Below are 20,601 nucleotides of genomic sequence, written 5' to 3'. Positions count from 1 at the left end.
CAAAAAAATAGCTCCTATTGCCGCCGTAAAAGCCAAGCTCCATCTCCCGTTCAACTACTGGTGATTTTATCCTCTTGAAAATAAATGACTTAGAAGACGAGGTGTATGGGGATGATGGGCTTTCAGCCGTTTGGCTTCGGCAAATACTGAGAGCCTAATTAACAAATATAATAACTTAATCTGAATAGGCAGGTACGTTTGCCTATGTTATCCACATTCTGTTTCAGGCTTATTTTGTTGAAAATAGCCCAAAAACAGCTTAAACTCCCCAACAAAGAGGGCAGGGCTATGCGTTCCCTTAGAGCAGAATGAACCACGTTAACTGAGGTTTAGAGCCTGTTTTCAGAAAAGTAGCCTGAAAACGGGAGGGATGAGCACTGCACGCCAATAAAGAATGGAAGGGGGGTTACTTTACGTGAATTAGGGAATTAGCCTGTTTTGATTCTCTTCCCTGATTTTGTTATTTGGCTTCGGCTTCACCATCACCTTCACCTATGACCTTTGCTTTTGCAGAAACACTGCCGGTAGACAGACTGTGCACGCTCTTCAATGCCGCTTTCGCGGATTATGTACCGCCCATGGTGCTCATGCCAGCCATTCTGGAAATGAAACTTCGGCGGGACGGTACCCACCTGGCCGTTTCTCCGCTGGCCGTTTACCAGAACGAACCTGCGGGTTTTATCTTGAATGGGATTGGGATCTGGCAGGGCCAAACAACCGCGTACAACGGCGGTACCGGCGTGGTGCCAGAAGCCAGGGGGAAGGCGCTTACCCAGCGGTTGTACGCGTTCTGCCTGCCCATGCTCAAAGAACACGGGGTTACGCAGTGTCTGTTGGAAGTGATTCAGGAGAACACGCGGGCACTCGGGATTTATGAGCGCCTGGGGTTTGAGGTTCCCCGGACGTTCCATGTTTTCAGGCATTCCAAAGCAGACCTGCATTGGCATTCGCACGCCCCGCAGGAGGTGTCATTCCACCAGGTTACTTTCCTGAAGTGGCCGCTGTACCAAACGTTCTGGGACGTGGAACCGAGTTGGCAACACCACACGGCCGCCATTGACCGAAGCGCCGCCTACGTGCAGGTCGTAGAAGCGCATGTTTTGGGGGAGTGTGTAGGCTATGGTATTGTGTACTTAACCACCGGTGCCATCGCGCAGTTAGCCGTGGCTCCCGCCTGGCGTAGAAAGGGAGTTGGCCAGGCGTTATTGCAACAATTGGTGTCCGTCACCCCCTCGCCGGTGGTAAGCGTGATTAACGTAGATGAGCGGGGCGAAAGCCTTTTAACATTCTTGAGGGGTAGGAAGATGCCGGAACTACCGGGTCAGTTTGAGATGCTGTGGCAGGTGTGAAGCTGTGGTTTAGGGGCTTTTTGGGAAAAAGAGGCCATACTTGTTATTGGTTGGTTTCTGTGCTTTAGCATTTGCCTGGAATTGGCTTCTTTAGAGAGAATACGCTTCTAGACGTAATTCTATTGCAATTAGGAGGTGCACGCCTTATGCTGTTCCCTTGGTTTGTCTGCCTAATGCGTGGGTGCAGGTGCTGTATTGTTTCATCTTTGGCGGTATGCGCTCACGGCCGCGGGGCCCCGTCTTCCCTTCTCGCACTGCCCTTTCGGCCTGTGAAGTCTGTTGTTCTTAGCTGAGGTCTGTCCAGGGCCAAAAGCGAGGCGCGCTCAGGAAAGATTGGAAATGGGGAAAGTAGCAGAAGCGGTGATGCCGGAACTGGGATGACAATTGTACCTGTGTAGAGACCAGGCAGTGCCTTGTCTCTAATGCGCATTCAAGGTGTATTCCCTCCTGGGAGGGGTAGGGGTGGGTTCTGGCTCCACCAATTCCTGTTAAGGCGCACCAATTATTCAAGAGTGGAATGCTTTTAAAGCATTTATGCTTCAACCTCTCTTCAGTTCAAAACTGTGACTTATAGCCTACCTCACAGCTTCATTCTTACGCCAAGGGCTAAGTTGAAGATTTTGGCAGGGCTTAAGTATGCTGGGTTCTGTACGTAGGAAACAATGTATTCAACGTTAGAGCCAACTTCATAATAGATCCCGAATCTGTTCAGTTTTTCTACTCTGGTGAAATCAACCTGACCGCCTAAGAAGTAATAGAGGTGAAGGGCCGTGGAGAAGCCGTAGTAGCTTTTGGGGTACTTGTCGTGCGGCTCAAAGGCAAAGTACTCGTTCCCGAAGGTGTACCCTAGCTGCAGCCCGGTTCTAAGTGACTGCCAATCCAGTGATGTTACCTGAATAGCGCGTAAGGGCACGTAAGTAGCTTTTATGGCCGTGGTAAAGATTCTGTCTCCGCCTATCTTCTGGGGCAGGTACCCCAAGAACAGATCTGTTTCTAGTTTCTCTTTCAAGAAAGATCTGCCCGCCCCCACAGAGAGAAACCCAAGGTCTCCGGCAAACTGAGCTTTTACGTGGAAAGGTGATGGTGTCCGCTCCTGGCTGTAGGCACGAAGGGAAACAGTATAGAACAGGAGCGAAAGTAGGAAAAGGGCTGCTGGTTTCATGCTAGAAGGCGATTCTTTTGATGTCATAACCGCCTTCCCAGATTCTGATGTAGGAAAAACCTCTTTCTTTCACAGTAGTGGTGGCATGATACAGAATGTGATTATCATATGGGTATTCTGAGAGCCATCTATGGATGTGCCCGTAAAGGCTTAAAGATACCAGATTGCTCTCTTTCAAAGTCTGGTGAAAGGGAAGCTCTAGTTTCTTGTCAAAATCGCCGTCATAGGGCGGAATATGAGAGATAGTAATGGCTTGCTTCCAGGTGGCACCAGGTTCTTGCTGCAATTGCCCGCGCAGCCAACCCAAATCAGGCACTTTTCCATTGAAGCTGTACTCGCGGCTGTTGGTGTCAATGAATACAAACTTGGTATGGCCGTACACAAAGGAGTAGTTGAAGTCACCGTACATCTTTTTATAGACCTTTCTGGCGTTGGCCAGCATGTCATGGTTGCCAATGACCGTGAAGTAGGGCCACTTGAGGTCTTCCATGATATCATGAATCCATTTGAACTCCTGGGTCATCCCGAAATCTGATATGTCCCCCTGGTGTACCACGAAATCAATGTCCTGGAACCCGTTTGCTTTTTTGACAAAGTCTTGGGCGTCATCATAAAAGCGCTGGGTGTCACCCATCACAATCAGTTTTAGGGTATCGCCGGGCTGTTGTTGCCTAATCTTTTGAAGATTGTAGGCCGTTAGGTTTTTCTCGTCACTATCTAGTATGATCTGGTTTGGGTGGTACTCAAAAAGCCCGTCGCAGGAGGAAAGGGCCAGCAGTAAAACCGCCAAGATTGGTAAGCATTTGTTCATAGGGTATGGGAGAAGCTAAAGGGTCAAGTTAAGCGGTGCCAAGGCTGCAGGAATAAGGTATGGCGTTACACAATAGCTGCTCTTGCGCAGTTCTTCTGCCAGACGAATACATCCTTAGCACGTTTGTGCTTGGGCAGCCGAAATCTGTTGCGGAGCAGGGCAAAGTTACGCAGGGTTGCAGAAGCTTTTCTCACGAATCTGGAGCTATTTTATAGTTTTTGTATTCTCCAATTCTATAACCTGTCAGGCGCTCTACAAAGAGCTTAAACCTGTCCTTCAGTTCAAGTCTCTTTTTAGAGATGTCATGCGTAAACTTCCAGTTCTTTTGCCTGACCCGTTCGGTCATGACGGTGGGGTGCGAACCTTCAAACAATTTCAAAGCATCTATGCCTGCATAATCAAATTCCTCGGCTTTGACTATTATCTGATCCATGTACTCATCTGAGTGCCAGAGTTTCCCGAAGTTCTCTTGCTTTCGTTGCATGGCCTTGGGTTCCTTGACATACCCATAATGGTACACGTAGGCGTCTATTGGTTTCACCTGAAGCTTCTGATTTTTACCTTTCCTGAAGCCTTGTGCATCTTGGTAGGAGTAGATGCCATGGTGGTTGCGGATAACCCTAATCTCATGGCGGTACCACCGGGTTGATTCCCCCAGATATTCATAGGAGCCATAAAAGTGCTTATACTTGAAAAGCAGCCCATCTAGAGCAGGAGAGTCTTTGTATTTGAGCATGGCTTCCCTTATATTGGGATAGTACTGGTCATGCACCACTTCATCACCCTGTATGTAAAAAGCCCAGTCAGCGTCAGGGGAGATAGCGGCAAACGCTTTATCTGTCTCAAGCGCTAACACCTGCCCACCTTTCCGGAGAGAGGTATCCCATTCCGTTTCTATGATCCTAATCTTTGGTGAATCTATTCCTCTTATAAGTTCCAGGGTATTGTCTTCTGATTTGCCAACGGCCACTACTACTTCATCACAAAGAGGCAAGATGGAGGAAATGGACTCTAGTATGGGATAATCATATTTTATAGCATTCTTTATAAAGGTAAATCCGCTAACTTTCATACTGGTGGCAGTGACTTTAAACAACCGGGTTTTTTCCTCAAAAGCTTACAAGAATTGTGAAAGGTAGCCGCCTTACAAGTTCTTTAGCGGTTTAATACTTTAAAAATAAGACTTAAAGTATCTGAACTTAATAATTTAGATAAAACGAAAATTTCTTTATAAGAGCAATCCAATGTTTGAAAAAAGAGAAACCCGGCAGTAGTAGATACTGCCGGGTTTCTCTTTTAGAGCTTGTTTACATTTGAGGTTTGCCGCTCAACTAACCAGAGAAAGGTTCTGCGGAAGCGTTTTTTGAGCCGCGTAGCAGCGCTATGGGGCGAAAAAAAGGCGAACGCAGGTTCTTTTTATGGCCGTTTGTAGCGCAAAAATGAAATTTAAACATGCTCTTAAAAGTGGGTAAGGAAAGAGCAGTTAGTAATCACTTTCTCTTCTCTTTTTAGCCCTGTAATAAGCGATCACCCCGTAGCCAATGATGGCGGTTACGGCTAGTTGCCGTAGAAGGCCGGAACGGTTGTGTTGCCATTCGGCTTTCATGCCCTTCTCAGCGATGATGTTAGGGAAACGGCCGCCTTTTATATCTTCAATAATGCCTTCCACCACATTAATGCGGTCTGCCAGCACCAAGGGCAACCAGTGGCCGTAATCGTTCTCGCTTTTCTTGAAGGCCAGGCGCCGGATCATGCCGCTCAGTCCCGATGGTGGGGTAGAAGTACCAAAAACAGAGGTTACGTTTGGGCGTTCTATAGAATGTAACACCTCAACCGTGATTGGTTGCTGCGTTGGTCGTTCCCAGGTATACCCTTTGTCCTCCTCTCGGGAGCGGTTTCTCATGGGGTAGGTAGGATCGTTCTTTGGGTCGGCGTCTATGCCCCAACCTATGATATGTGCATATTTTTCAGGGGTAGTTTCCATGGTATTTCTCCTTTAGATTCTGGCTGATGGTGGAATAAGAACTGGTTTAATGCAGTTGTCTAGCTTCTCAGAGAACATGCGGTACGCATCAGACACTTCTTCCAGCGGAATGCGGTGCGTGATTAGCGCTTTGGGGTTCAGGACGCCGTTTTGCACGTGCTCAATCAATCTTGGAAGCAAGCGTTTCACGGAGGCTTGGTTTGCCCGGATGGTGATACCCTTGTTAAGGACGTTTCCAATTGGGACTAGGTTGTCGGTTGGGCCATAGACTCCTACAATAGAGACAACACCGCCTTTTTTTACGCAATTGATGGCCCAGTGCAAGGCGGTGGCAGAACCCGCCTGCAGAAGCAGTTTTCTACCGGTTATGGTTTGCATGGCGTTACCGGTGGCCTCGGCTCCCACGGCATCAATGCAGACATCGGCACCCAGCCAGTCAGTGGTTTTCTTGATGAACACCGCCGGGTCGCCAATCTCGTTGTAGTTATAAGCCTCGCACTGCGCATAGTTTTTAGCAAACTCCAGACGGTAATCCAGTTTATCAATAATGATCACGCGGCCCGCGCCAAACAGCCAGCAGCAACGGGCGGCCATGATGCCTACCGGCCCGGCCCCAAACACCACCACGGTATCGCCGGGCTGGATACCGCCCATCTCGGCGGCCTGGTACCCGGTAGGCACTACGTCGGTGAGCATAACGGCATCATCTGGATCCATGCCCTCCGGGATCACCGTAGGGCCCACGTTGGCATACGGTACCCGCACGTATTCGGCTTGTCCGCCGTTGTAACCGCCAGCTGTGTGGGAGTACCCAAAGATACCGCCCACGGCCGTGGCCTGCGGGTTAGACTCATGGCAGTTGCCGTACAGTTCCTGCTTACAGAAAACGCACTGCCCGCAGGCAATGTTGAAAGGTACCAGTATGTGGTCGCCCACTTTCAGCTTGGTAACCTCTGACCCTATTTCTTCTACTATGCCGGTGAATTCATGCCCAAACGTCATCCCCACGCGGGTGTCTGGCACTGAACCATTGTACAAGTGAAGGTCAGATCCGCAGATACAGGAACGCGTGACGCGGACAATAGCATCCTGCGGATGCAGGATTTCGGGCATGGGTTTGTGATCTATTCGGACCCGCAAAGGCCCCCGGTAATTCATGGCTAGCATAAGAATTCTCCTTGGGTTAAGGTAACACAATGATTTAAATGTGATTCAATGCTCTGGTAAATGGCTTTACACCAAACAAGTAGCTTTCAGGTATTCACAGTATAGATACTTGCATACTTTTTTAAAGTTTCAGGAGCCAGTTGCAGCAGCAGAAAAAGTGTTGAACCAGAAGGCATTGTCGGCCGGTAAAAGCGGGTGCCGTTTGACTTGATTTTTGGGAAAATGAGCTAAAAACGGAAATTCTCTATTGCCCCTAAGAGGTAACAGATCGCTAAAATTTTGCAGGAACTACTGAGGCGGTTTTTCTAGCTTTGTGCCCTTAAACATCCTGCTAAGCCGTTCTTGTGAAAATTGGCAGGGCGGGATACACTTGTAACGCAGCGTACATGAGCATTGCTTTCAGAGCCATAGAAGAGAGAGACAACCCTGTGCTGGCGAACCTGATTAGAAAGGTTTTCAGGGAATTTAAAATAGATAAGCCCGGAACCGTCTACACAGACCTTACTACCGACGATTTGTATCATCTTTTTCAGACCCCCGGTAGCGCTTACGTGGTAGCCCAAATGGAGGGCGAAATCATAGGCGGCTGCGGCGTGTACCCTACTGACGGCTTGCCCCAGGGCTGTGCCGAACTAGTGAAGTTTTACCTGGCGGCAGAGGTGAGGGGCCAGGGAATAGGCTACCAATTGCTGCAACACAACATAGAACGGGCAAAAGAACTTGGCTACCAGCAACTTTACCTGGAGTCTTTCCCGGAGTTGGCCAAAGCCGTGAGCATGTATGAAAGGGCAGGGTTCACGCCATTAGATCACGCCCTGGGAAACTCGGGCCACTTTGCCTGTAACATCTGGATGCTCAAAAACCTATAGAAGCAGCCTGCATAAAACAGAAAAGGTCAGATGCTTCCATCTGACCTTTTCTGTTTTATGGGGTCACCTGTTGTAAGATGCCGTTTTGAGGCTGTTTTCTCAAAAATGAACCTAAAACGGCTATTTCCCTAGCCACTCTTTAAACGCCGCCGCCCGTTCATTGCTGATGATGATTTCTTTGTCGGTAACAGGTTTTACGTACACTTTCAGGCGGCCTTTCAGGTACGGATGAATCTCATCAATGGAGTGGATGTGGGCGATGAACTGGCGGTTGAGGCGACTGAACTTCTCGGGGTCTAGAAGTTCCTGCAGGGTGTCTAGGGTGTAATCTGTGATGAAGCGCTGGCCGCCGGTGGTGATCAGGAAAACGATCTTGTCCTCGGCGTAGAAATAGGCAATCTCATCAGTAGAGACAGAGCGTATTTTCTGGCCGCTTTTCACCAGGAAGCGGTTTTTATAGTGAGGGGCCTCTGCCGTAGACGAGTTCTTGTTGAGCAGGGCCATGATCTGCTGCATGTCCAGGGCGGGGGCGGCGGGCTGGCTTTGCCGCAAGGCTTTGAATTTGTCCATGGCCGTGCCAAGGTCTTCGTTGCTGATGGGCTTGAGCAGGTAGTCAATGCTGTTCACCTTGAAGGCTTTGATCGCATACTCGTCATACGCCGTGGTGAAGATGATGGGGCAATCTACTTTCACCTTCTGGAAAATCTCAAAACTGTTGCCGTCAGACAAATGGATGTCCAGAAAAGCCAGGTCTGGGGCTGGGTTAGACTCAAACCATTTCACCGCATTCCGGATGGAGTCAATGGTGGCTACCACCTCAATGGTGGGGTCGTAGCGCAACAACTGGGCTTCCAGTTTTTCCGAAGCCAGGTATTCGTCTTCAATCAGGAGAATGTTCATCAGGCAGCCTTGTTAAGAAGCGGTAATTTAGCAATGAAAGTAGAAGCGGTTACTTCCACATCCACTTTTTTGTCGGTGATAAATTTATAGCGGTTGATGATGTTCTTGAGACCCACGCCGGTAGATTCTTCATGGCTTTCCCTAAGCTGCAGGTTGTTCTTGATGATGATGTAATCGCCTTCCACGTACACGTCAATAAAGAGGGGTTCATCGCGGCTCACAATGTTGTGCTTGATGGCGTTTTCCATGAGCAACTGCATGGTGAGGGGCGCTACCTGGAGGTGCAGCAGATCATCGGGCACGTCCATGTTCACGCGCAGGTTTTCCCTGAACCGTATTTTCAGCAGGAAAAGGTAAGAATAGATGAAATCCAGCTCAGTGTGCAGGCTTACCAGCTCTTTGTCTTTGTTCTCCAGCACGTAGCGGTACACTTTAGAAAGCTGCTCTACAAACTTGGCCGCCAGATCCTGGTCTTTGTAGATGAGCGAGGTAAGGGCATTGAGGCTGTTGAACAGAAAATGGGGGTTTACCTGCTGCTTCAAGGACTCAAACTGCACTTTGATGGTCTCCTTTTTCAGCTTTTCAGACTGCATGAGGTAGCGGTGCCACTGGTTGTAGAAGTAAATGCCAGACCGTATAAAATGCACGAACAGCAGAATGATGCTGCCAAACACAAAGAATTCTTTTATGTTGCGCAGGGTAGTGGCATCTTGCGCTTCATACGTCATCTGGCCGAAGATGAGACGGGGCATGATCTCAAAAAGCACCATCACCAAGAGGATGTAAATTTGAACGGCAATCCATTCATAGATGAAGCGGCGCAACCCGTACTCGCGCCAATCATATTTCTTGCTCAGGCGTTTGGCAATGCGGCGGGTACCTTCCAGCACCGCGTTCACCATTAAGGCATCATAGAAAAGGCGGAGACCATCTGACGTGTCAAAATCACGCACTCCCGCGTGGTCAATAAAGAAAAACGTCCAGAAGATAAGGAAAGCGATAGCCGTGTTACCCAGGTAGCGCAACAGGTGCTTATGCTTGAATTTGAATTTTTTTTTCATGAAGGGCGACTGTACAAACAGCCTATCCAAAAACTCTGTGGAGAGAAGCATAGTTCAAGACGTAAGTAAGCGCGCTCCCGCCTATAAAGGGAAAACTGAGGTGCGGTCTACCCATGCTAATGGTTAGTAATGGAATTCTGGTTTACGCGTGCTTTCTGAAAATTAGGCTTAGAGCATGTTTAAACTTTGTCTTTCGTGCTGCAAACGGCATAGAGAGAACCTGCGTTCGCGCTTTCTTCGCCTTCGTAGCGCTGCTACAAGGCTCAAAAACAGGCTTCCGCAGAACCTTACTCTTGCCGTTTTCGCTTACCAATCCAAAGTTTAAACATGCTCTTAAAAACGGAGTCTGGTGGCGCCTGTAAAATGCTGGGGAACGGAAGGCTGCCCCTTTAACGCTGCCGCCAGAAAATGAACTAACTTGTACAGACGGCTTTTTTCATAAGTTTGCGTAAAAACGCAGCAGCACGTTACGCTGCCATTATGGTAAATTGAGGCTTTTGCCGCAGGCAGGCAATAAAATCCTGACCAAAACGGAAATTAATCTACTGAAGCTGTGGTATGTACAGCTCAATTAATTCAGTTCTAACTTAATTACTATGAAATTTATGAATTCTGCCTGGTTGTATTTGATAGTAGCGGGTATCTGCGAAATTGGTTGGGCCATAGGATTAAAGTACACCGAAGGGTTTACCAAGTTGTGGCCTACGGTGATCACCGTCGTCATCATGATCCTGAGTTTTGTCTTGCTGGCCCAGGCCATGCGCACCTTACCGGTTGGCACGGCCTATGCCTCCTGGACGGGAATTGGGGCGGTGGGGACTGTTGTCTTAGGAATGGTCTTGTTCAACGAGCCCAAAGATGCCGTGCGGTTGATCTGCATCGGGTTGATTATTGCCGGGGTGCTCGGGTTGAAGTTTTTGGCGAAGGAATAGGTAGGGAGAGGTTTGTCTTTTGGGTGCTATTTTGCGAAAACAGGCCTAAATCAGATTGTCTATTTTGTTGTAAGTACGCGGACAAAATTAGTTTGTCCTACTCTTTTGTCTTCCTCCTGGAAGGATCTTGGTGGCGAACGGCAATAGCGCTCCATCAAAGCTATTCTAGTTTGCCACAAGATCCTTCCAGGAGGATAAATAGGATAACGTAATGCTGTCTCCGTACTTAGGTGTTTGAGGATAGCCGGCTTTCGCGTAGGTGTAGGAACTGTGTTGTTTCATCCCAAGCGGGAAATGCTCACAGCCGCGAGGCTCTACTTTTCGCCTAAAACCCCGGATGCCGGGCTCCGCCCGATACCTTAGACCTTTAGGCACTCACCCTAAAGGCTGGAAATGAGTGCGGGTAGTGAACGCCTTTGCTGCCTGGAACAGTGAACTACCCCCTGCCCCTCCTTAGCCAAGGAGGGGAGCTTTCCTGACCTACTGTTGGCCTACTTGGGACGAATCAACTACCGTGGCTCACCCCTCCATTTCGCTGGCGCGAGTCTCTGACTCGTGTCTACGGATAATGGGTAGTCTCCTGACTACCCTCGCTGCCCCGCAGCGACAGGCGCATTGCTAATCTTTCTATGTTTTAAAGCCGCATGGGTACAAAAAATTGGCAGATGCTTAGCAACCTTAAAAGCAGTATTATCTAACCCTGTTTCAACCCTGATTTCTGAAAAAGAGCACTAAAACAGCTTATCGCCGGTAGGCCAGCAGAGCCTCGTTGGTGAGGAGGTAGAGGAACTTGTCACCTACCAATACCTGCCGATAGGGGAGAGGCTGCTCTGGCAAGGCAACAGTGCGGGTCTGGAACGTGTAAAGGTGCTGGAAATGGAGCTGGTTGTTGGAGAGGTAATACAACTCATCGCCCACAAAGCCCACGTAGGAAAGAGTAGGCAGTGCTAACTTCTTCTGGTAGTTGCCCATGTTGTCAAACACGTAGACACCCGAGGAGCGGTCTACCATGTACAGTTTGCTTTGGTACTCGCGCAGGAAGGTGATGTCGTGTTGCCTTCGGTCTAGGAGCAGCTCCAGGGGATTTTCAAACCCTACCTGGTTTACCCGGGTATCGATTTTAAGTAGCCGGAACGTGGTTTCGTCAAAAAGCCAGAGCCGGTCATCGGCGGCCAAGGTAGCAGCCCTGATGGTGCCGTCGGTGTATTCCCGTAAATCGGCAAGGCCTAAGGGGGTGAGAAACCTATCCAGGAGTTGTACGCGCTGCCGGTCATCGTAGAACACCATGATCTTGGCGGGGCTCCAGGCCTCTACCATTGCCACGCGTCCCTGGATGGGCGGCGAAAACGTGTTGATGACTTTGCCCAGGGTGTCTAGCTGGAGGATGTTCTGCCGGGCATCTGCCAGGTAAGCGCGGTCAAACCGGTCAATGGAAAGCAAGGCATTTCCTCTAACGGGTAACTGGAACGCCAACCGCCACGCCGGGGCCTGCGCCTGAAGGGAGGCGGGCACCCAAAGGAGCCAACAGGAAATCCCCAGACAGAGTTTAAGCAGGTTGTGGTTCAAAGTACGTGAGCGTGAGATCCTGTCCATCATATACGGCGTAGGAGCAAAAATTGACCCATTCTCCCAAATTCAGGTAGCGGCTACGCTGGCCAATAGGTAAATCTAAAGGTAAGTGGCGGTGCCCGAAGATGTAGAAATCATGGTGCTGCCGTCCTTCCACCCGCTGGCAATAGTGCACCAGCCATTCGTCATCGCCTTTGAAGACCTCGTCTGCCTTGGTGTTCTGGATCCGGCTGCGGCGTGACCAGAAACTAGCGAGCCCAATGCCCATGTTAGGATGGATACGCGCAAAGAACCACTGGCTCACCGGGTTGGCGAACACGCGTTTCAGGACTTTGTACGTGTAATCTTTGGGCCCAAGACCGTCGCCGTGGCCAATGTAGAAAGAATGCGGGCCGATGGTGATGGAAATAGGTTTTCTGAACACGGGAATGTTCAGTTCTTTGGGGAAGTAGTCAAACATCCACATGTCATGGTTTCCCGTGAAAAGATAGATGGGAATACCGCTGTCGGCTATTTCGGCCAGTTTGCCCTGCAACCGGATGAAGCCTCTGGGAATGGCGTGCCGGTATTCAAACCAGAAATCGAAAATATCACCTAAAAGGAAAATGGCCTGGGCATCTGCTTTGATCTGATCTAACCACCGCACAATCTTTTTCTCGCGCGCCAGGCTTTGCTCCGGAGAAGGTACGCCTAAATGGAAATCTGAAGCGAAGTATACTTTTTTACCGGGCGGCAGGTGGTCAATCGGTGTGATCATCAATCAGAAACAAGATAAGTTCTTTGGGGCCGTGGGCACCCATCACCAAGGTTTTCTCAATATCGGCGGTACGGCTGGGGCCGCTCACCAAAGATAGCATGGAAGGCAACCGGTTGCCGTATTTGCCCTCTACAAATTGCAGGGCTTGTTTAATGTCTGGCACCAACTGAGACAGCTTGGCCACCACCAGATGCATGGCCGGGAATATTGAAAGTCTTCTTCCGCTGGCATTGGCCGAGGAAACCAGAATACTGCCGGTACGCGCCACCAACGCCTCGCAGGTGGTGAGGGAAGCCTGCGCGTTGGTGATGAAATCATCCTCGGTGCCGTTGAAGTTGATGCCCCCGGCGTGCAGGATTTTCTTTAACGTGGGTTCCCACACGTAGAGGTTGTCAATGCCGCGTTCTTTCTTGAACTCAAAAAGCTGGTCAAAGAAGTCTTCCTCGTGCTCGCAGTACACAAAGGTGCCGCTGTTGCGGATAAACGTCTCTGCAAACTGTACAGAAAGGTCTTCCAGCAGTGGGCCGTAGACTGAGGTAGAGAAGTCTGGGGTAGGAGGCAGAAAAGGCGCTGACTTCGCCAGCGCCTCTCTTACCTTGCGGAGCACAATCTCTTTGGATTTAGCTTCGTACATGTTGTATTTCCGTTTAGGGCCTACTTTTCAGAAAAGGACTACGAACTGAAGGTAGTTCCTTCTCCGCTGGAAGAAGGGGCACCGGTAGGTTCAGCGGCCGTAGGCGTGTCTTCCAGGTTTTGCTGGGCACCGGTTGGGGTAATGGTATGGTTTTCGCCGGCCACCTCGCTTTGCGTCTTGCTGCGGTCTGTACCGGCGGTATGGGCCTGGTAGTTGGTTAAGCCTTCAAAAGGTCTTGGGCCAACCAAACGCTCCAGGTCATGCTGGAAAAGGATTTCCTTCTCCAGCAATTCTTGGGCTACCATTTCCAACTCGTTCCGTCTCTCTGATAGTAACTGAAGGGTACGCTGGTACGCATCACTTACCAACAGACGTACCTCTGAGTCAATGGTTTCAGCGGTAGTTTCTGAATAAGGCTTCGTAAACGTATTGTCCGGCTGCTTAGAGTCATAGAAAGACAGGTTGCCAATACGTTCATTCATCCCGTACATGGTCACAATGCTGTAGGCCATTTTGGTAATCCGCTCCAGGTCACTCAAGGCACCCGTAGAGATTTTCCCAAACACGATCTGCTCTGCGGCGCGGCCACCCAAGGCCATGCACATCTCGTCTATCAACTGCTCTGTGTTGTACAGGAACTGCTCTTTTGGCAGGTATTGCGCGTAACCCAACGCGGCAACGCCCCGCGGTACAATGCTCACTTTCACCAAAGGGTCACAGTGCTCCAGGAACCACCCGGCAATGGCGTGGCCCGCCTCGTGGTACGCCACAATCTTCTTTTCCTGCGGCGAGATGATTTTGTTTTTCTTCTCCAAACCACCAATCACGCGGTCAATGGCATCGTTGAAGTCCTGCATCTCCACCGCTTTTTTGTTACGGCGGGCCGCAATCAAAGCAGCTTCGTTACACACGTTGGCAATCTCAGCCCCGGCAAAACCAGGCGTTTGGGCCGCCAGTTTCTTGGCGTCCACATCGGTTGATAAAGTCAATGGGCCTAAGTGTACCCCAAAGATATGGGTACGACCGTTGATGTCTGGCTTGTCAATGCTGATCTGGCGGTCAAAACGTCCTGGGCGCAGCAAGGCAGAGTCCAGAATGTCTGGGCGGTTGGTAGCGGCCAGAATGATTACCCCGGAGTCCGTCGCGAAACCGTCCATCTCCACCAAAAGGGAGTTCAGGGTGTTCTCGCGTTCATCGTTCCCGCCGGGCATCTGTCCGCGGCTGCGGCTACGGCCAATGGCGTCAATCTCGTCAATGAAGATGATACACGGGGCTTTCGCTTTGGCTTGCTTGAACAAGTCACGCACGCGGGCGGCACCCACCCCCACAAACATCTCCACGAAGTCAGAACCGGACAGGGAGAAGAACGGCACTTCGGCCTCGCCGGCCACGGCTTTCGCCAATAAGGTTTTACCAGTACCCGGAGGGCCTACCAGCAAGGCACCTTTCGGGATTTTGCCTCCCAGAATGGTGAACTTGGTGGGGTTCTTCAGGAACTCTACAATCTCCTGGATCTCTTCTTTGGCTTCCTCAAGGCCAGCCACGTCTTTGAACGTGATCTTCACCTTGTTTTCGGCATCAAACAGCGCGGCGCGCGATTTCCCGATGTTGAAGATCTGTCCGCCGGCTCCTCCGGTGGCCATGCGGCGCATCAGGAACCAGAAGCCTACCATGAGCAGGATGAAGAACGGCCAGCCCATCAAAAGCTCCAGCAAGCCGGTGCGTTTCTCAATCTCCAGCGGTACGCGTTGTTCACGCGGCAGGTTGGCCTGCAATTGATCCAGATCCTGCTTAAAGCTCTCGGCGGTAATGATTGGGAAGTGGTAGTGCGCGCCTTGGCTGTTCATGCTGAAACTACCCCCGCGGCTCTCCAACTCTGTCCGGTACTTGTCGTTTTTCAGGGCTTCCTCTTTCAAGGTCACCTCCGCCACATTGTTGTTTACCACGGCCACTTTCTTCACATCCTGCGCCAGCAGCATCTCCTCAAAGCGCGGCTGCCGTATCTCTACGGTGGCGTTCAGGTTGTTGTAGTAGGTAAGGCCGAAAATAAAAATCACGAGTGCCGCCAGCACCCATATTTGCATGGTAGGACGGGGCGGCGTAGTGGGGATTATGTTTCTTTTCTTCTTTTTTTCTGGTTTTTCAGTCATGGGTTGTTCTCTCTCAATAAAAAGTAAACCTCTGGGCCGGGGGTTTGTTTAGACCACAGCCGATGTAGTAGTGCCTTCCGTAGGCGCCACGTGCGTAATTTCGGCATCGCCCCAGAGTTCTTCCAGTGCGTAGAAATTACGCTTGTCCTTGAGAAAGATATGGGCCACTACGTCTACATAGTCCAGCACCACCCACTCACGGTTGGTACGGCCTTCACTCTGCCAAGGATGTTCTTTGGTTAATTTAAAAACTTCTTCTTCAATAGACGTAGCAATAGCATCTAGCTGCGTGTCTGAGGTGGCAGAGCTTATGATAAAGTAGTCTGAGACGGCATTCTTCAAAGATTTCAGGTTGAGAACGACAATATCAGCTGCTTTTCTTTCTTGCATGCCTTTTACTACCAGTTCTGCCAATATGTCGGAATTGTCCTGAATCGGGTTGTGTTTCATTTGGGAAATATAAATTTGATCTTCAAAAATACTAAAGTCTTTGCAAAATAAATTACCAGATACCCTTTTTATAGGGCAGCAATTGGTTTTTCTGCCAGAATGTGCCTCTACCAACACAGAGGCACACTTGCTTCTCAACAAAAATGAAGCCACGGATGGTTGTGTCATAGTGGCGGGTGCCCAAACGGGCGGGCGCGGCCAACGTGGCAATACCTGGGATGTGGAGCCTGACAAAAACATTACGTTGTCTGTCATTTTAAAGCCAACCTTTTTAGAGGCGCAGCAGCAGTTCTCGCTCAATATTGCGGTGTCTCTGGCCGCGCTTGACCTGTTGCAGGAGTATTTGCCCGCGGGCGCTAGCCTAAAATGGCCCAATGACCTGTACTGCCATGACAAGAAAATGGGCGGCATCTTGATCGAGAACTCCGTGAGCGGGCGTTTCCTGCAGCACAGCGTGGTGGGCCTTGGGATCAACGTGAACCAGGTGACCTTTGCCCATCCCCGGGCTACCTCGCTGGCTTTGCTTACCGGCCAACAATATCCCCTTCCCAACCTGATCAACAAGTTACTGGAAAGTATTGAAAGAAGATACCTGGCCTTGCGCAGTGGAGCCGACGCGGCCCAAAAAAGGGAGTACCTGCAGCACTTGTACCGCTACCAGGAATGGCATTTGTACGAAGTAGGAGGGCGGGTGCTACCGGGGCAGATAACCGGGGTGGATGCCATTGGGCAACTGGCGGTACTGATGGAACAAAAATTGCAGTTCTTCCAGTTCCAGGAGATTAAGTTTGTGATTGAGGAGTGATGGTTTTAGGCCTGTTTTACGAAAATAAGGCTTAAAGCAGCTTGTATTTAGAAAAGAGTGGACCGGATTTTAGCCGATAGAAGATAGTGAAAATCCTATAATTAAGTTTGTTCTTTAAGTATAGGTTGCTATATTTGACCAATTCTGAAAATAGACACCACCTTCATAGGCATATATGGTATGAAAATCTTTACACGCATTTTCCTGGGGGTGCTAACCCTGGGCTTGGTTTTTGGCAGTAAAGCGTCCACCCTGGGCGTGCTACCCGGTGGCTTGCCGTTGGGTACCCGCACCACCGAAGCTTCTACGTCTGACACCGTTTTCCATAACTGGCGGTCTTCCCTTGGTTCAACGATAGCGGAATTCAGGATATTGCCCGCGCTGAATATCGCATCCATTAACCCGAACGTGAATAAGTATTCGCCTTTGCTGAACCTGACCAACAATGCAGGCGCGAAGGCCAAGCCGGGCTTGCGGCAGATAGTAGCTGCGTACGCCAGTACCGGTAAGATCTTTGCCTCAAACCAGGGAACAAAAGAGCCTAAGTTAGTTCCTTCTTTGAATGCGTACCCAAACCCCTCCAGAGGCATAACAAAAATCTCGCTGAGTTCGCTGGGCGATGAGAACTACAAAATACGAATCTCCAACGCCATTGGGAAAGTGTACAAAGAGATTCGGGTTTTGAAGCCTGCCACCACTGAAACAGTTGAAGTAGACCTTTCTCCCTTGCCCGCCGGTATTTATTTCTACAGCCTGCTGGTGAACGAAAAGATGGTGGAAACCAAACGACTGATTCTGCAACAGCAATAAGTTGCCAGCTGCTTAAGTTATAGAAGAGCCAGCCTGCGCTGGCTCTTTTTTTATTTATTGGGGTTGGCAAGAGGCTAGACGTGCAGAAAATTGCTAATTTCGAGGGTTCAATCTTTAACACATCATGTTGCAATACAATAGGATCAACAATCTGGTAGGTTGGCTGGTATTTGCGGTGGCCACCATCGTGTATGTACTTACCCTGGAGCCAACGGCCAGTTTCTGGGACAGCGGAGAATTCATTGCCAGTTCTTATAAACTATTAGTGCCACATCCGCCCGGGGCTCCTTTTTACCTGTTGCTGGGGCGTATCTTCTCTTTATTCGCGAGTGACCCTTCGCAAGTGGCCTGGTGGGTGAACCTGCTTTCTGCCCTTTCCAGCTCCTTCACCGTCCTGTTCCTGTTCTGGACTATCAGTATTCTGGCGCGCAAATTATTGGTGCCTGCTCCTAAAGCACCGGCAGGGCTTTCCGCTGCGGCTACGGAGACAGAAACCTCTGTAGAGCCAACCCTGGGGCAAACCATTGCCATCATGGGCGCGGCCACCGTAGGAGCATTGGCCTTCACCTTTTCAGATTCGTTCTGGTTTTCGGCGGTTGAGGCCGAGGTGTATGCCATGTCCTCCTTCTTTACCGCCTTTGTGGTGTGGGCCATGCTCCGCTGGGAAAGCCGGGCGCATGACGCCGCTTCAGACAAATGGCTGATCCTCATCGCGTACATGGTGGGGCTTTCCATTGGCGTTCACTTACTGAACCTGGTGGCCATTCCGGCCCTGGCCTTTATTTTCTTCTTCCGGCTTAGAAAGTACTCAAACAAAGGGGCCATTGTAACCCTGGTGGTGAGCGCCGTGATTCTGGGCGTGGTGCTGGTGGGAATCATTCCGGGCCTGCCGTCCATTGCCGGTAGCTTTGAGGTGTTGTTTGTGAACAGCTTCGGGTTGCCGTTTGGCGCGGGGGTGATCTTCTTTGTGGTGCTGTTTATTGGGGCACTGGTGTGGGCCGTGCGCCATGCCATCAAGACCGGGAACCGCACCCTGCACACCGCTCTGCTGAGCTTGATCTTCGTGCTGATTGGCTACTCTTCTTACCTGATCATCCCCATCCGTTCGGGGTATGACCCAACCATTGACGAAAACGACCCAGAGAACATTGTGAGCTTTGTGTCTTACCTGAAGCGGGAGCAGTACGGCGACCGTCCGTTGCTGTTTGGCCCGCAGTTCAACGCTGAGCCCATTGACCAGAAAGAAGGCGATGCGCAGTACATCAAAGGTGAAGACAAATACCTTGAGGTAGGCCGTAAGGTAGAGGCAGTGTATGACTCTAAAGACAAGACGTTATTACCGCGCCTGTACAGCAACCAGCCCGGGCACATTGCCCAGTACAAAAAATGGGTTGACATTCAGGAAGGCCAGAAACCAAGCTTCGGGGCAAACCTGAGTTTCCTGTTCCGTTACCAGATGGGCCACATGTTCTGGCGCTATTTCGGGTGGAACTTTGTGGGCCGGGAGGGTGACATCCAGCAGTCTGGCGTGTTGTGGCCGTGGGAAGGCAGCGAGGGCTTGCCGGACCGCATTGCCGGGAGCAAAGCCCGTAACAACTTCTTGATGCTACCGCTGGCCCTGGGGATTCTGGGCTTGATTTTCCAAATCAGAAGAAAACAGCGCGATGCTTTTGTAGTGGGCCTGCTTTTCTTCTTCACCGGTCTGGCCATTGTGATTTACCTGAACCAGCCACCCATTGAGCCGCGCGAGCGGGATTACACCTTTGCCGGTGCCTTCTACGCCTTCTGCATCTGGATTGGCCTGGGCGTTCTGGCTATCGCCGATTTCCTGCGGAGAACCCTGAAATCTGACGTGTTGGCGGGCGTAGTGGCTACGGTGGCAGGGTTATTGATTCCGGGGGTGATGGCGGCCCAGGGCTGGGATGACCATGACCGCTCAGACCGGTACCATTCCGTAGATTCGGCCAAGAACCTGTTGAGCTCTGTGGCGCCCAACGCCATCCTGTTCACCAACGGCGACAATGATACCTTCCCGCTTTGGTACGCCCAGGAGGTGGAAGGTTTCCGGACGGATGTGCGCGTGGCCGTTCTTTCCTACATGAACACCGACTGGTACCTGGACCAGATGAAGCGGCAGGCCTATGAGTCTGAGCCGTTCCCCATGACGCTGGAGAATGAGAATTACCGCCAGGGCATCAACGACTACCTGCCGTACGTGGAGCGCCCCGAGGTGGCCAGTGGCATTGACCTGAAACAGTACATCCAACTGGTGAAGCAAAACCACCAGGCCCTGCAGATTGGAGACCGTTCAGGACGTACCTATCTGTCTTTCCCAACCAAGAACTTCTTCCTGAACGTTGACAAAAACGCTGTTCTGGCAGCCAACGCCGTAGCCCCGGCCTACAGAGACTCTGTGGTGAGCCAAATGCGCTTTACCATTGACAAGGCCGGTCTGGAGAAAAAGCACCTGGCTATTCTTGACCTCATTGCCAACAACAACTGGCAGCGTCCGGTGTACTTCTCCACCACCGCCGACAACTCTGATTTCCTGGGCTTAGACAACTATCTGCAGTTAGAGGGACTAGCCTACAGAGTGGTACCGGTGCAAAGCAGAACCTCTGATCAGATGGGCTACATCGCCAAAAACATCATGTATGACAACATGATGAACAAGTTCTCCTGGCGCAACCTGGACCGTACAGACATCTTCTATGATGAGAACTACCTGCGTTTCCCGGCCAACGCCCGTGACAAATACTACCAATTGACCATGGAGTACCTGAAAGCCGGAGACAAAGCCACCGCCAAAAAGATCATGGACTACTGCTTCACGCAGTTGCCAGACAAATCTATTCCGTATGACTATTACATTCCGCCGTTTGTGGTGCCGTTGTACGAAGTAGGGGAGCAGAAACGGGCGCAGGAGATTGTGAACACCATGTCGGCCCGGTCAGATGCCGCGCTGCGCTACTATTTCACGCAAAACTCCATGTTTGAGACCGAGATCCGCATCAATCTCTTCATCTTGCAGCAGCTGATCCAGGTGGCCCGCCAGGTGGGCATGACTGAGAAAGCCACCGAGATTGAGCAGAAGTTCATGCAGTATTACGGCCAAATGGGCGGTTCATAAGTAGCTTTGATGCCACATAGGAGAGGCTGGGTAGAAATATCCGGCCTCTTTCTGTTTTAGG

General features: G+C 50.6%; 18 protein-coding genes. 6 read left to right on the top strand and 12 right to left on the bottom strand.

Going from position 1 to position 20,601, the window contains the following annotated elements; translation table 11 throughout:
• Nucleotides 1-494 precede the first annotated feature (494 nt).
• Entirely contained in the window at nucleotides 495-1,349 is an 855-nt protein-coding gene (locus HHO50_RS01940; RefSeq protein WP_181304318.1) for a GNAT family N-acetyltransferase, read from the top strand.
• A gap of 580 nt (nucleotides 1,350-1,929) precedes the next feature.
• Here HHO50_RS01940 and HHO50_RS01935 read toward each other — a convergent pair.
• From HHO50_RS01935 to HHO50_RS01915, 5 genes are all read right to left on the bottom strand, one after another.
• Complete coding sequence (locus HHO50_RS01935; RefSeq protein ID WP_181304317.1) at nucleotides 1,930-2,511, bottom strand: hypothetical protein; 582 nt, start codon at nucleotides 2,509-2,511, stop codon at nucleotides 1,930-1,932.
• Nucleotide 2,512: 1 nt separating this feature from the next.
• Nucleotides 2,513-3,322: a metallophosphoesterase gene (locus tag HHO50_RS01930; protein ID WP_181304316.1), complete on the bottom strand. Its 810-nt coding sequence runs from the start codon at nucleotides 3,320-3,322 to the stop codon at nucleotides 2,513-2,515.
• A 190-nt stretch (nucleotides 3,323-3,512) separates the two neighbouring features.
• Nucleotides 3,513-4,394 (bottom strand): glycosyltransferase family 2 protein, encoded by an 882-nt coding sequence (locus HHO50_RS01925; protein ID WP_181304315.1) that lies wholly within the window; start codon nucleotides 4,392-4,394, stop codon nucleotides 3,513-3,515.
• 411 nt (nucleotides 4,395-4,805) lie between these two features.
• The gene (locus HHO50_RS01920) at nucleotides 4,806-5,306 is read right to left on the bottom strand and encodes a hypothetical protein (RefSeq protein WP_181304314.1); all 501 of its coding nucleotides are present in this window, start codon (nucleotides 5,304-5,306) and stop codon (nucleotides 4,806-4,808) included.
• 12 nt (nucleotides 5,307-5,318) lie between these two features.
• Nucleotides 5,319-6,473, bottom strand: a complete 1,155-nt coding sequence (locus tag HHO50_RS01915; RefSeq protein WP_181304313.1) for a zinc-dependent alcohol dehydrogenase — start codon at nucleotides 6,471-6,473, stop codon at nucleotides 5,319-5,321.
• A gap of 386 nt (nucleotides 6,474-6,859) precedes the next feature.
• Here HHO50_RS01915 and HHO50_RS01910 point away from each other — a divergent pair, with 386 nt between their 5' ends.
• Nucleotides 6,860-7,342: a GNAT family N-acetyltransferase gene (locus HHO50_RS01910; RefSeq protein ID WP_181304312.1), complete on the top strand. Its 483-nt coding sequence runs from the start codon at nucleotides 6,860-6,862 to the stop codon at nucleotides 7,340-7,342.
• A gap of 120 nt (nucleotides 7,343-7,462) precedes the next feature.
• Here the strand turns inward: HHO50_RS01910 and HHO50_RS01905 are convergent, their stop codons facing one another.
• Complete coding sequence (locus HHO50_RS01905; RefSeq protein ID WP_181304311.1) at nucleotides 7,463-8,242, bottom strand: LytTR family DNA-binding domain-containing protein; 780 nt, start codon at nucleotides 8,240-8,242, stop codon at nucleotides 7,463-7,465.
• Nucleotides 8,242-9,303, bottom strand: coding sequence for a sensor histidine kinase (locus HHO50_RS01900; protein ID WP_181304310.1), 1,062 nt, complete (start codon nucleotides 9,301-9,303; stop codon nucleotides 8,242-8,244). Before HHO50_RS01900 ends, HHO50_RS01905 begins: the two co-directional genes overlap by 1 nt.
• 605 nt (nucleotides 9,304-9,908) lie before the next feature.
• Between HHO50_RS01900 and sugE the strand changes: the two genes are divergently transcribed.
• Nucleotides 9,909-10,235, top strand: a complete 327-nt coding sequence (gene sugE / locus HHO50_RS01895) for a quaternary ammonium compound efflux SMR transporter SugE (protein ID WP_181304454.1) — start codon at nucleotides 9,909-9,911, stop codon at nucleotides 10,233-10,235.
• Between the two features lie 741 nt (nucleotides 10,236-10,976).
• Here sugE and HHO50_RS01890 read toward each other — a convergent pair.
• The 5 genes from HHO50_RS01890 to rsfS are packed head-to-tail and all read right to left on the bottom strand — an operon-like array spanning nucleotide 10,977 to nucleotide 15,795.
• Nucleotides 10,977-11,801 carry a hypothetical protein gene (locus tag HHO50_RS01890; RefSeq protein ID WP_181304309.1) on the bottom strand — a complete coding sequence of 275 codons (825 nt, stop codon included), beginning with the start codon at nucleotides 11,799-11,801 and terminating at the stop codon, nucleotides 10,977-10,979.
• Nucleotides 11,782-12,561: a UDP-2,3-diacylglucosamine diphosphatase gene (locus HHO50_RS01885; protein WP_181304453.1), complete on the bottom strand. Its 780-nt coding sequence runs from the start codon at nucleotides 12,559-12,561 to the stop codon at nucleotides 11,782-11,784. Before HHO50_RS01885 ends, HHO50_RS01890 begins: the two co-directional genes overlap by 20 nt.
• Entirely contained in the window at nucleotides 12,545-13,195 is a 651-nt protein-coding gene (locus HHO50_RS01880) for a lactate utilization protein (RefSeq protein ID WP_181304308.1), read from the bottom strand. The genes HHO50_RS01885 and HHO50_RS01880 overlap by 17 nt, the downstream gene beginning before the upstream one ends.
• A 38-nt stretch (nucleotides 13,196-13,233) precedes the next feature.
• On the bottom strand, nucleotides 13,234-15,345 hold the full coding sequence (gene ftsH / locus HHO50_RS01875; RefSeq protein ID WP_181304307.1) for an ATP-dependent zinc metalloprotease FtsH: 2,112 nt from the start codon (nucleotides 15,343-15,345) through the stop codon (nucleotides 13,234-13,236).
• A 48-nt stretch (nucleotides 15,346-15,393) separates the two neighbouring features.
• On the bottom strand, nucleotides 15,394-15,795 hold the full coding sequence (gene rsfS / locus HHO50_RS01870) for a ribosome silencing factor (protein ID WP_181304306.1): 402 nt from the start codon (nucleotides 15,793-15,795) through the stop codon (nucleotides 15,394-15,396).
• Nucleotides 15,796-15,835: 40 nt separating this feature from the next.
• On the opposite strand from rsfS, the gene HHO50_RS01865 reads away from it, so the two are divergent.
• From HHO50_RS01865 to HHO50_RS01855, 3 genes are all read left to right on the top strand, one after another.
• Nucleotides 15,836-16,600: a biotin--[acetyl-CoA-carboxylase] ligase gene (locus HHO50_RS01865; protein WP_181304305.1), complete on the top strand. Its 765-nt coding sequence runs from the start codon at nucleotides 15,836-15,838 to the stop codon at nucleotides 16,598-16,600.
• A gap of 180 nt (nucleotides 16,601-16,780) precedes the next feature.
• Nucleotides 16,781-17,410, top strand: a complete 630-nt coding sequence (locus HHO50_RS01860) for a T9SS type A sorting domain-containing protein (RefSeq protein WP_181304304.1) — start codon at nucleotides 16,781-16,783, stop codon at nucleotides 17,408-17,410.
• Nucleotides 17,411-17,534: 124 nt separating this feature from the next.
• Nucleotides 17,535-20,540 carry a DUF2723 domain-containing protein gene (locus tag HHO50_RS01855; protein ID WP_181304303.1) on the top strand — a complete coding sequence of 1,002 codons (3,006 nt, stop codon included), beginning with the start codon at nucleotides 17,535-17,537 and terminating at the stop codon, nucleotides 20,538-20,540.
• Nucleotides 20,541-20,601 lie beyond the last annotated feature (61 nt).

Origin of the sequence: Rufibacter sp. XAAS-G3-1, assembly GCF_013623775.1 — a bacterium.
GTDB lineage: Bacteria > Bacteroidota > Bacteroidia > Cytophagales > Hymenobacteraceae > Nibribacter.
This window is presented reverse-complemented; position numbering and strand designations above follow the sequence as displayed.

Coding starts and splice junctions, on each gene's coding strand:
- HHO50_RS01900 (WP_181304310.1), bottom strand. CDS start 9,303: ATGAAAAAAAAATTCAAATTCAAGCATAAGCACCTGTTGCGCTACCTG.
- HHO50_RS01910 (WP_181304312.1), top strand. CDS start 6,860: ATGAGCATTGCTTTCAGAGCCATAGAAGAGAGAGACAACCCTGTGCTG.
- HHO50_RS01880 (WP_181304308.1), bottom strand. CDS start 13,195: ATGTACGAAGCTAAATCCAAAGAGATTGTGCTCCGCAAGGTAAGAGAG.
- HHO50_RS01855 (WP_181304303.1), top strand. CDS start 17,535: ATGTTGCAATACAATAGGATCAACAATCTGGTAGGTTGGCTGGTATTT.
- HHO50_RS01860 (WP_181304304.1), top strand. CDS start 16,781: ATGAAAATCTTTACACGCATTTTCCTGGGGGTGCTAACCCTGGGCTTG.
- HHO50_RS01940 (WP_181304318.1), top strand. CDS start 495: ATGACCTTTGCTTTTGCAGAAACACTGCCGGTAGACAGACTGTGCACG.
- HHO50_RS01920 (WP_181304314.1), bottom strand. CDS start 5,306: ATGGAAACTACCCCTGAAAAATATGCACATATCATAGGTTGGGGCATA.
- HHO50_RS01935 (WP_181304317.1), bottom strand. CDS start 2,511: ATGAAACCAGCAGCCCTTTTCCTACTTTCGCTCCTGTTCTATACTGTT.
- rsfS (WP_181304306.1), bottom strand. CDS start 15,795: ATGAAACACAACCCGATTCAGGACAATTCCGACATATTGGCAGAACTG.
- HHO50_RS01905 (WP_181304311.1), bottom strand. CDS start 8,242: ATGAACATTCTCCTGATTGAAGACGAATACCTGGCTTCGGAAAAACTG.
- ftsH (WP_181304307.1), bottom strand. CDS start 15,345: ATGACTGAAAAACCAGAAAAAAAGAAGAAAAGAAACATAATCCCCACT.
- sugE (WP_181304454.1), top strand. CDS start 9,909: ATGAATTCTGCCTGGTTGTATTTGATAGTAGCGGGTATCTGCGAAATT.
- HHO50_RS01885 (WP_181304453.1), bottom strand. CDS start 12,561: ATGATCACACCGATTGACCACCTGCCGCCCGGTAAAAAAGTATACTTC.
- HHO50_RS01930 (WP_181304316.1), bottom strand. CDS start 3,322: ATGAACAAATGCTTACCAATCTTGGCGGTTTTACTGCTGGCCCTTTCC.
- HHO50_RS01915 (WP_181304313.1), bottom strand. CDS start 6,473: ATGCTAGCCATGAATTACCGGGGGCCTTTGCGGGTCCGAATAGATCAC.
- HHO50_RS01925 (WP_181304315.1), bottom strand. CDS start 4,394: ATGAAAGTTAGCGGATTTACCTTTATAAAGAATGCTATAAAATATGAT.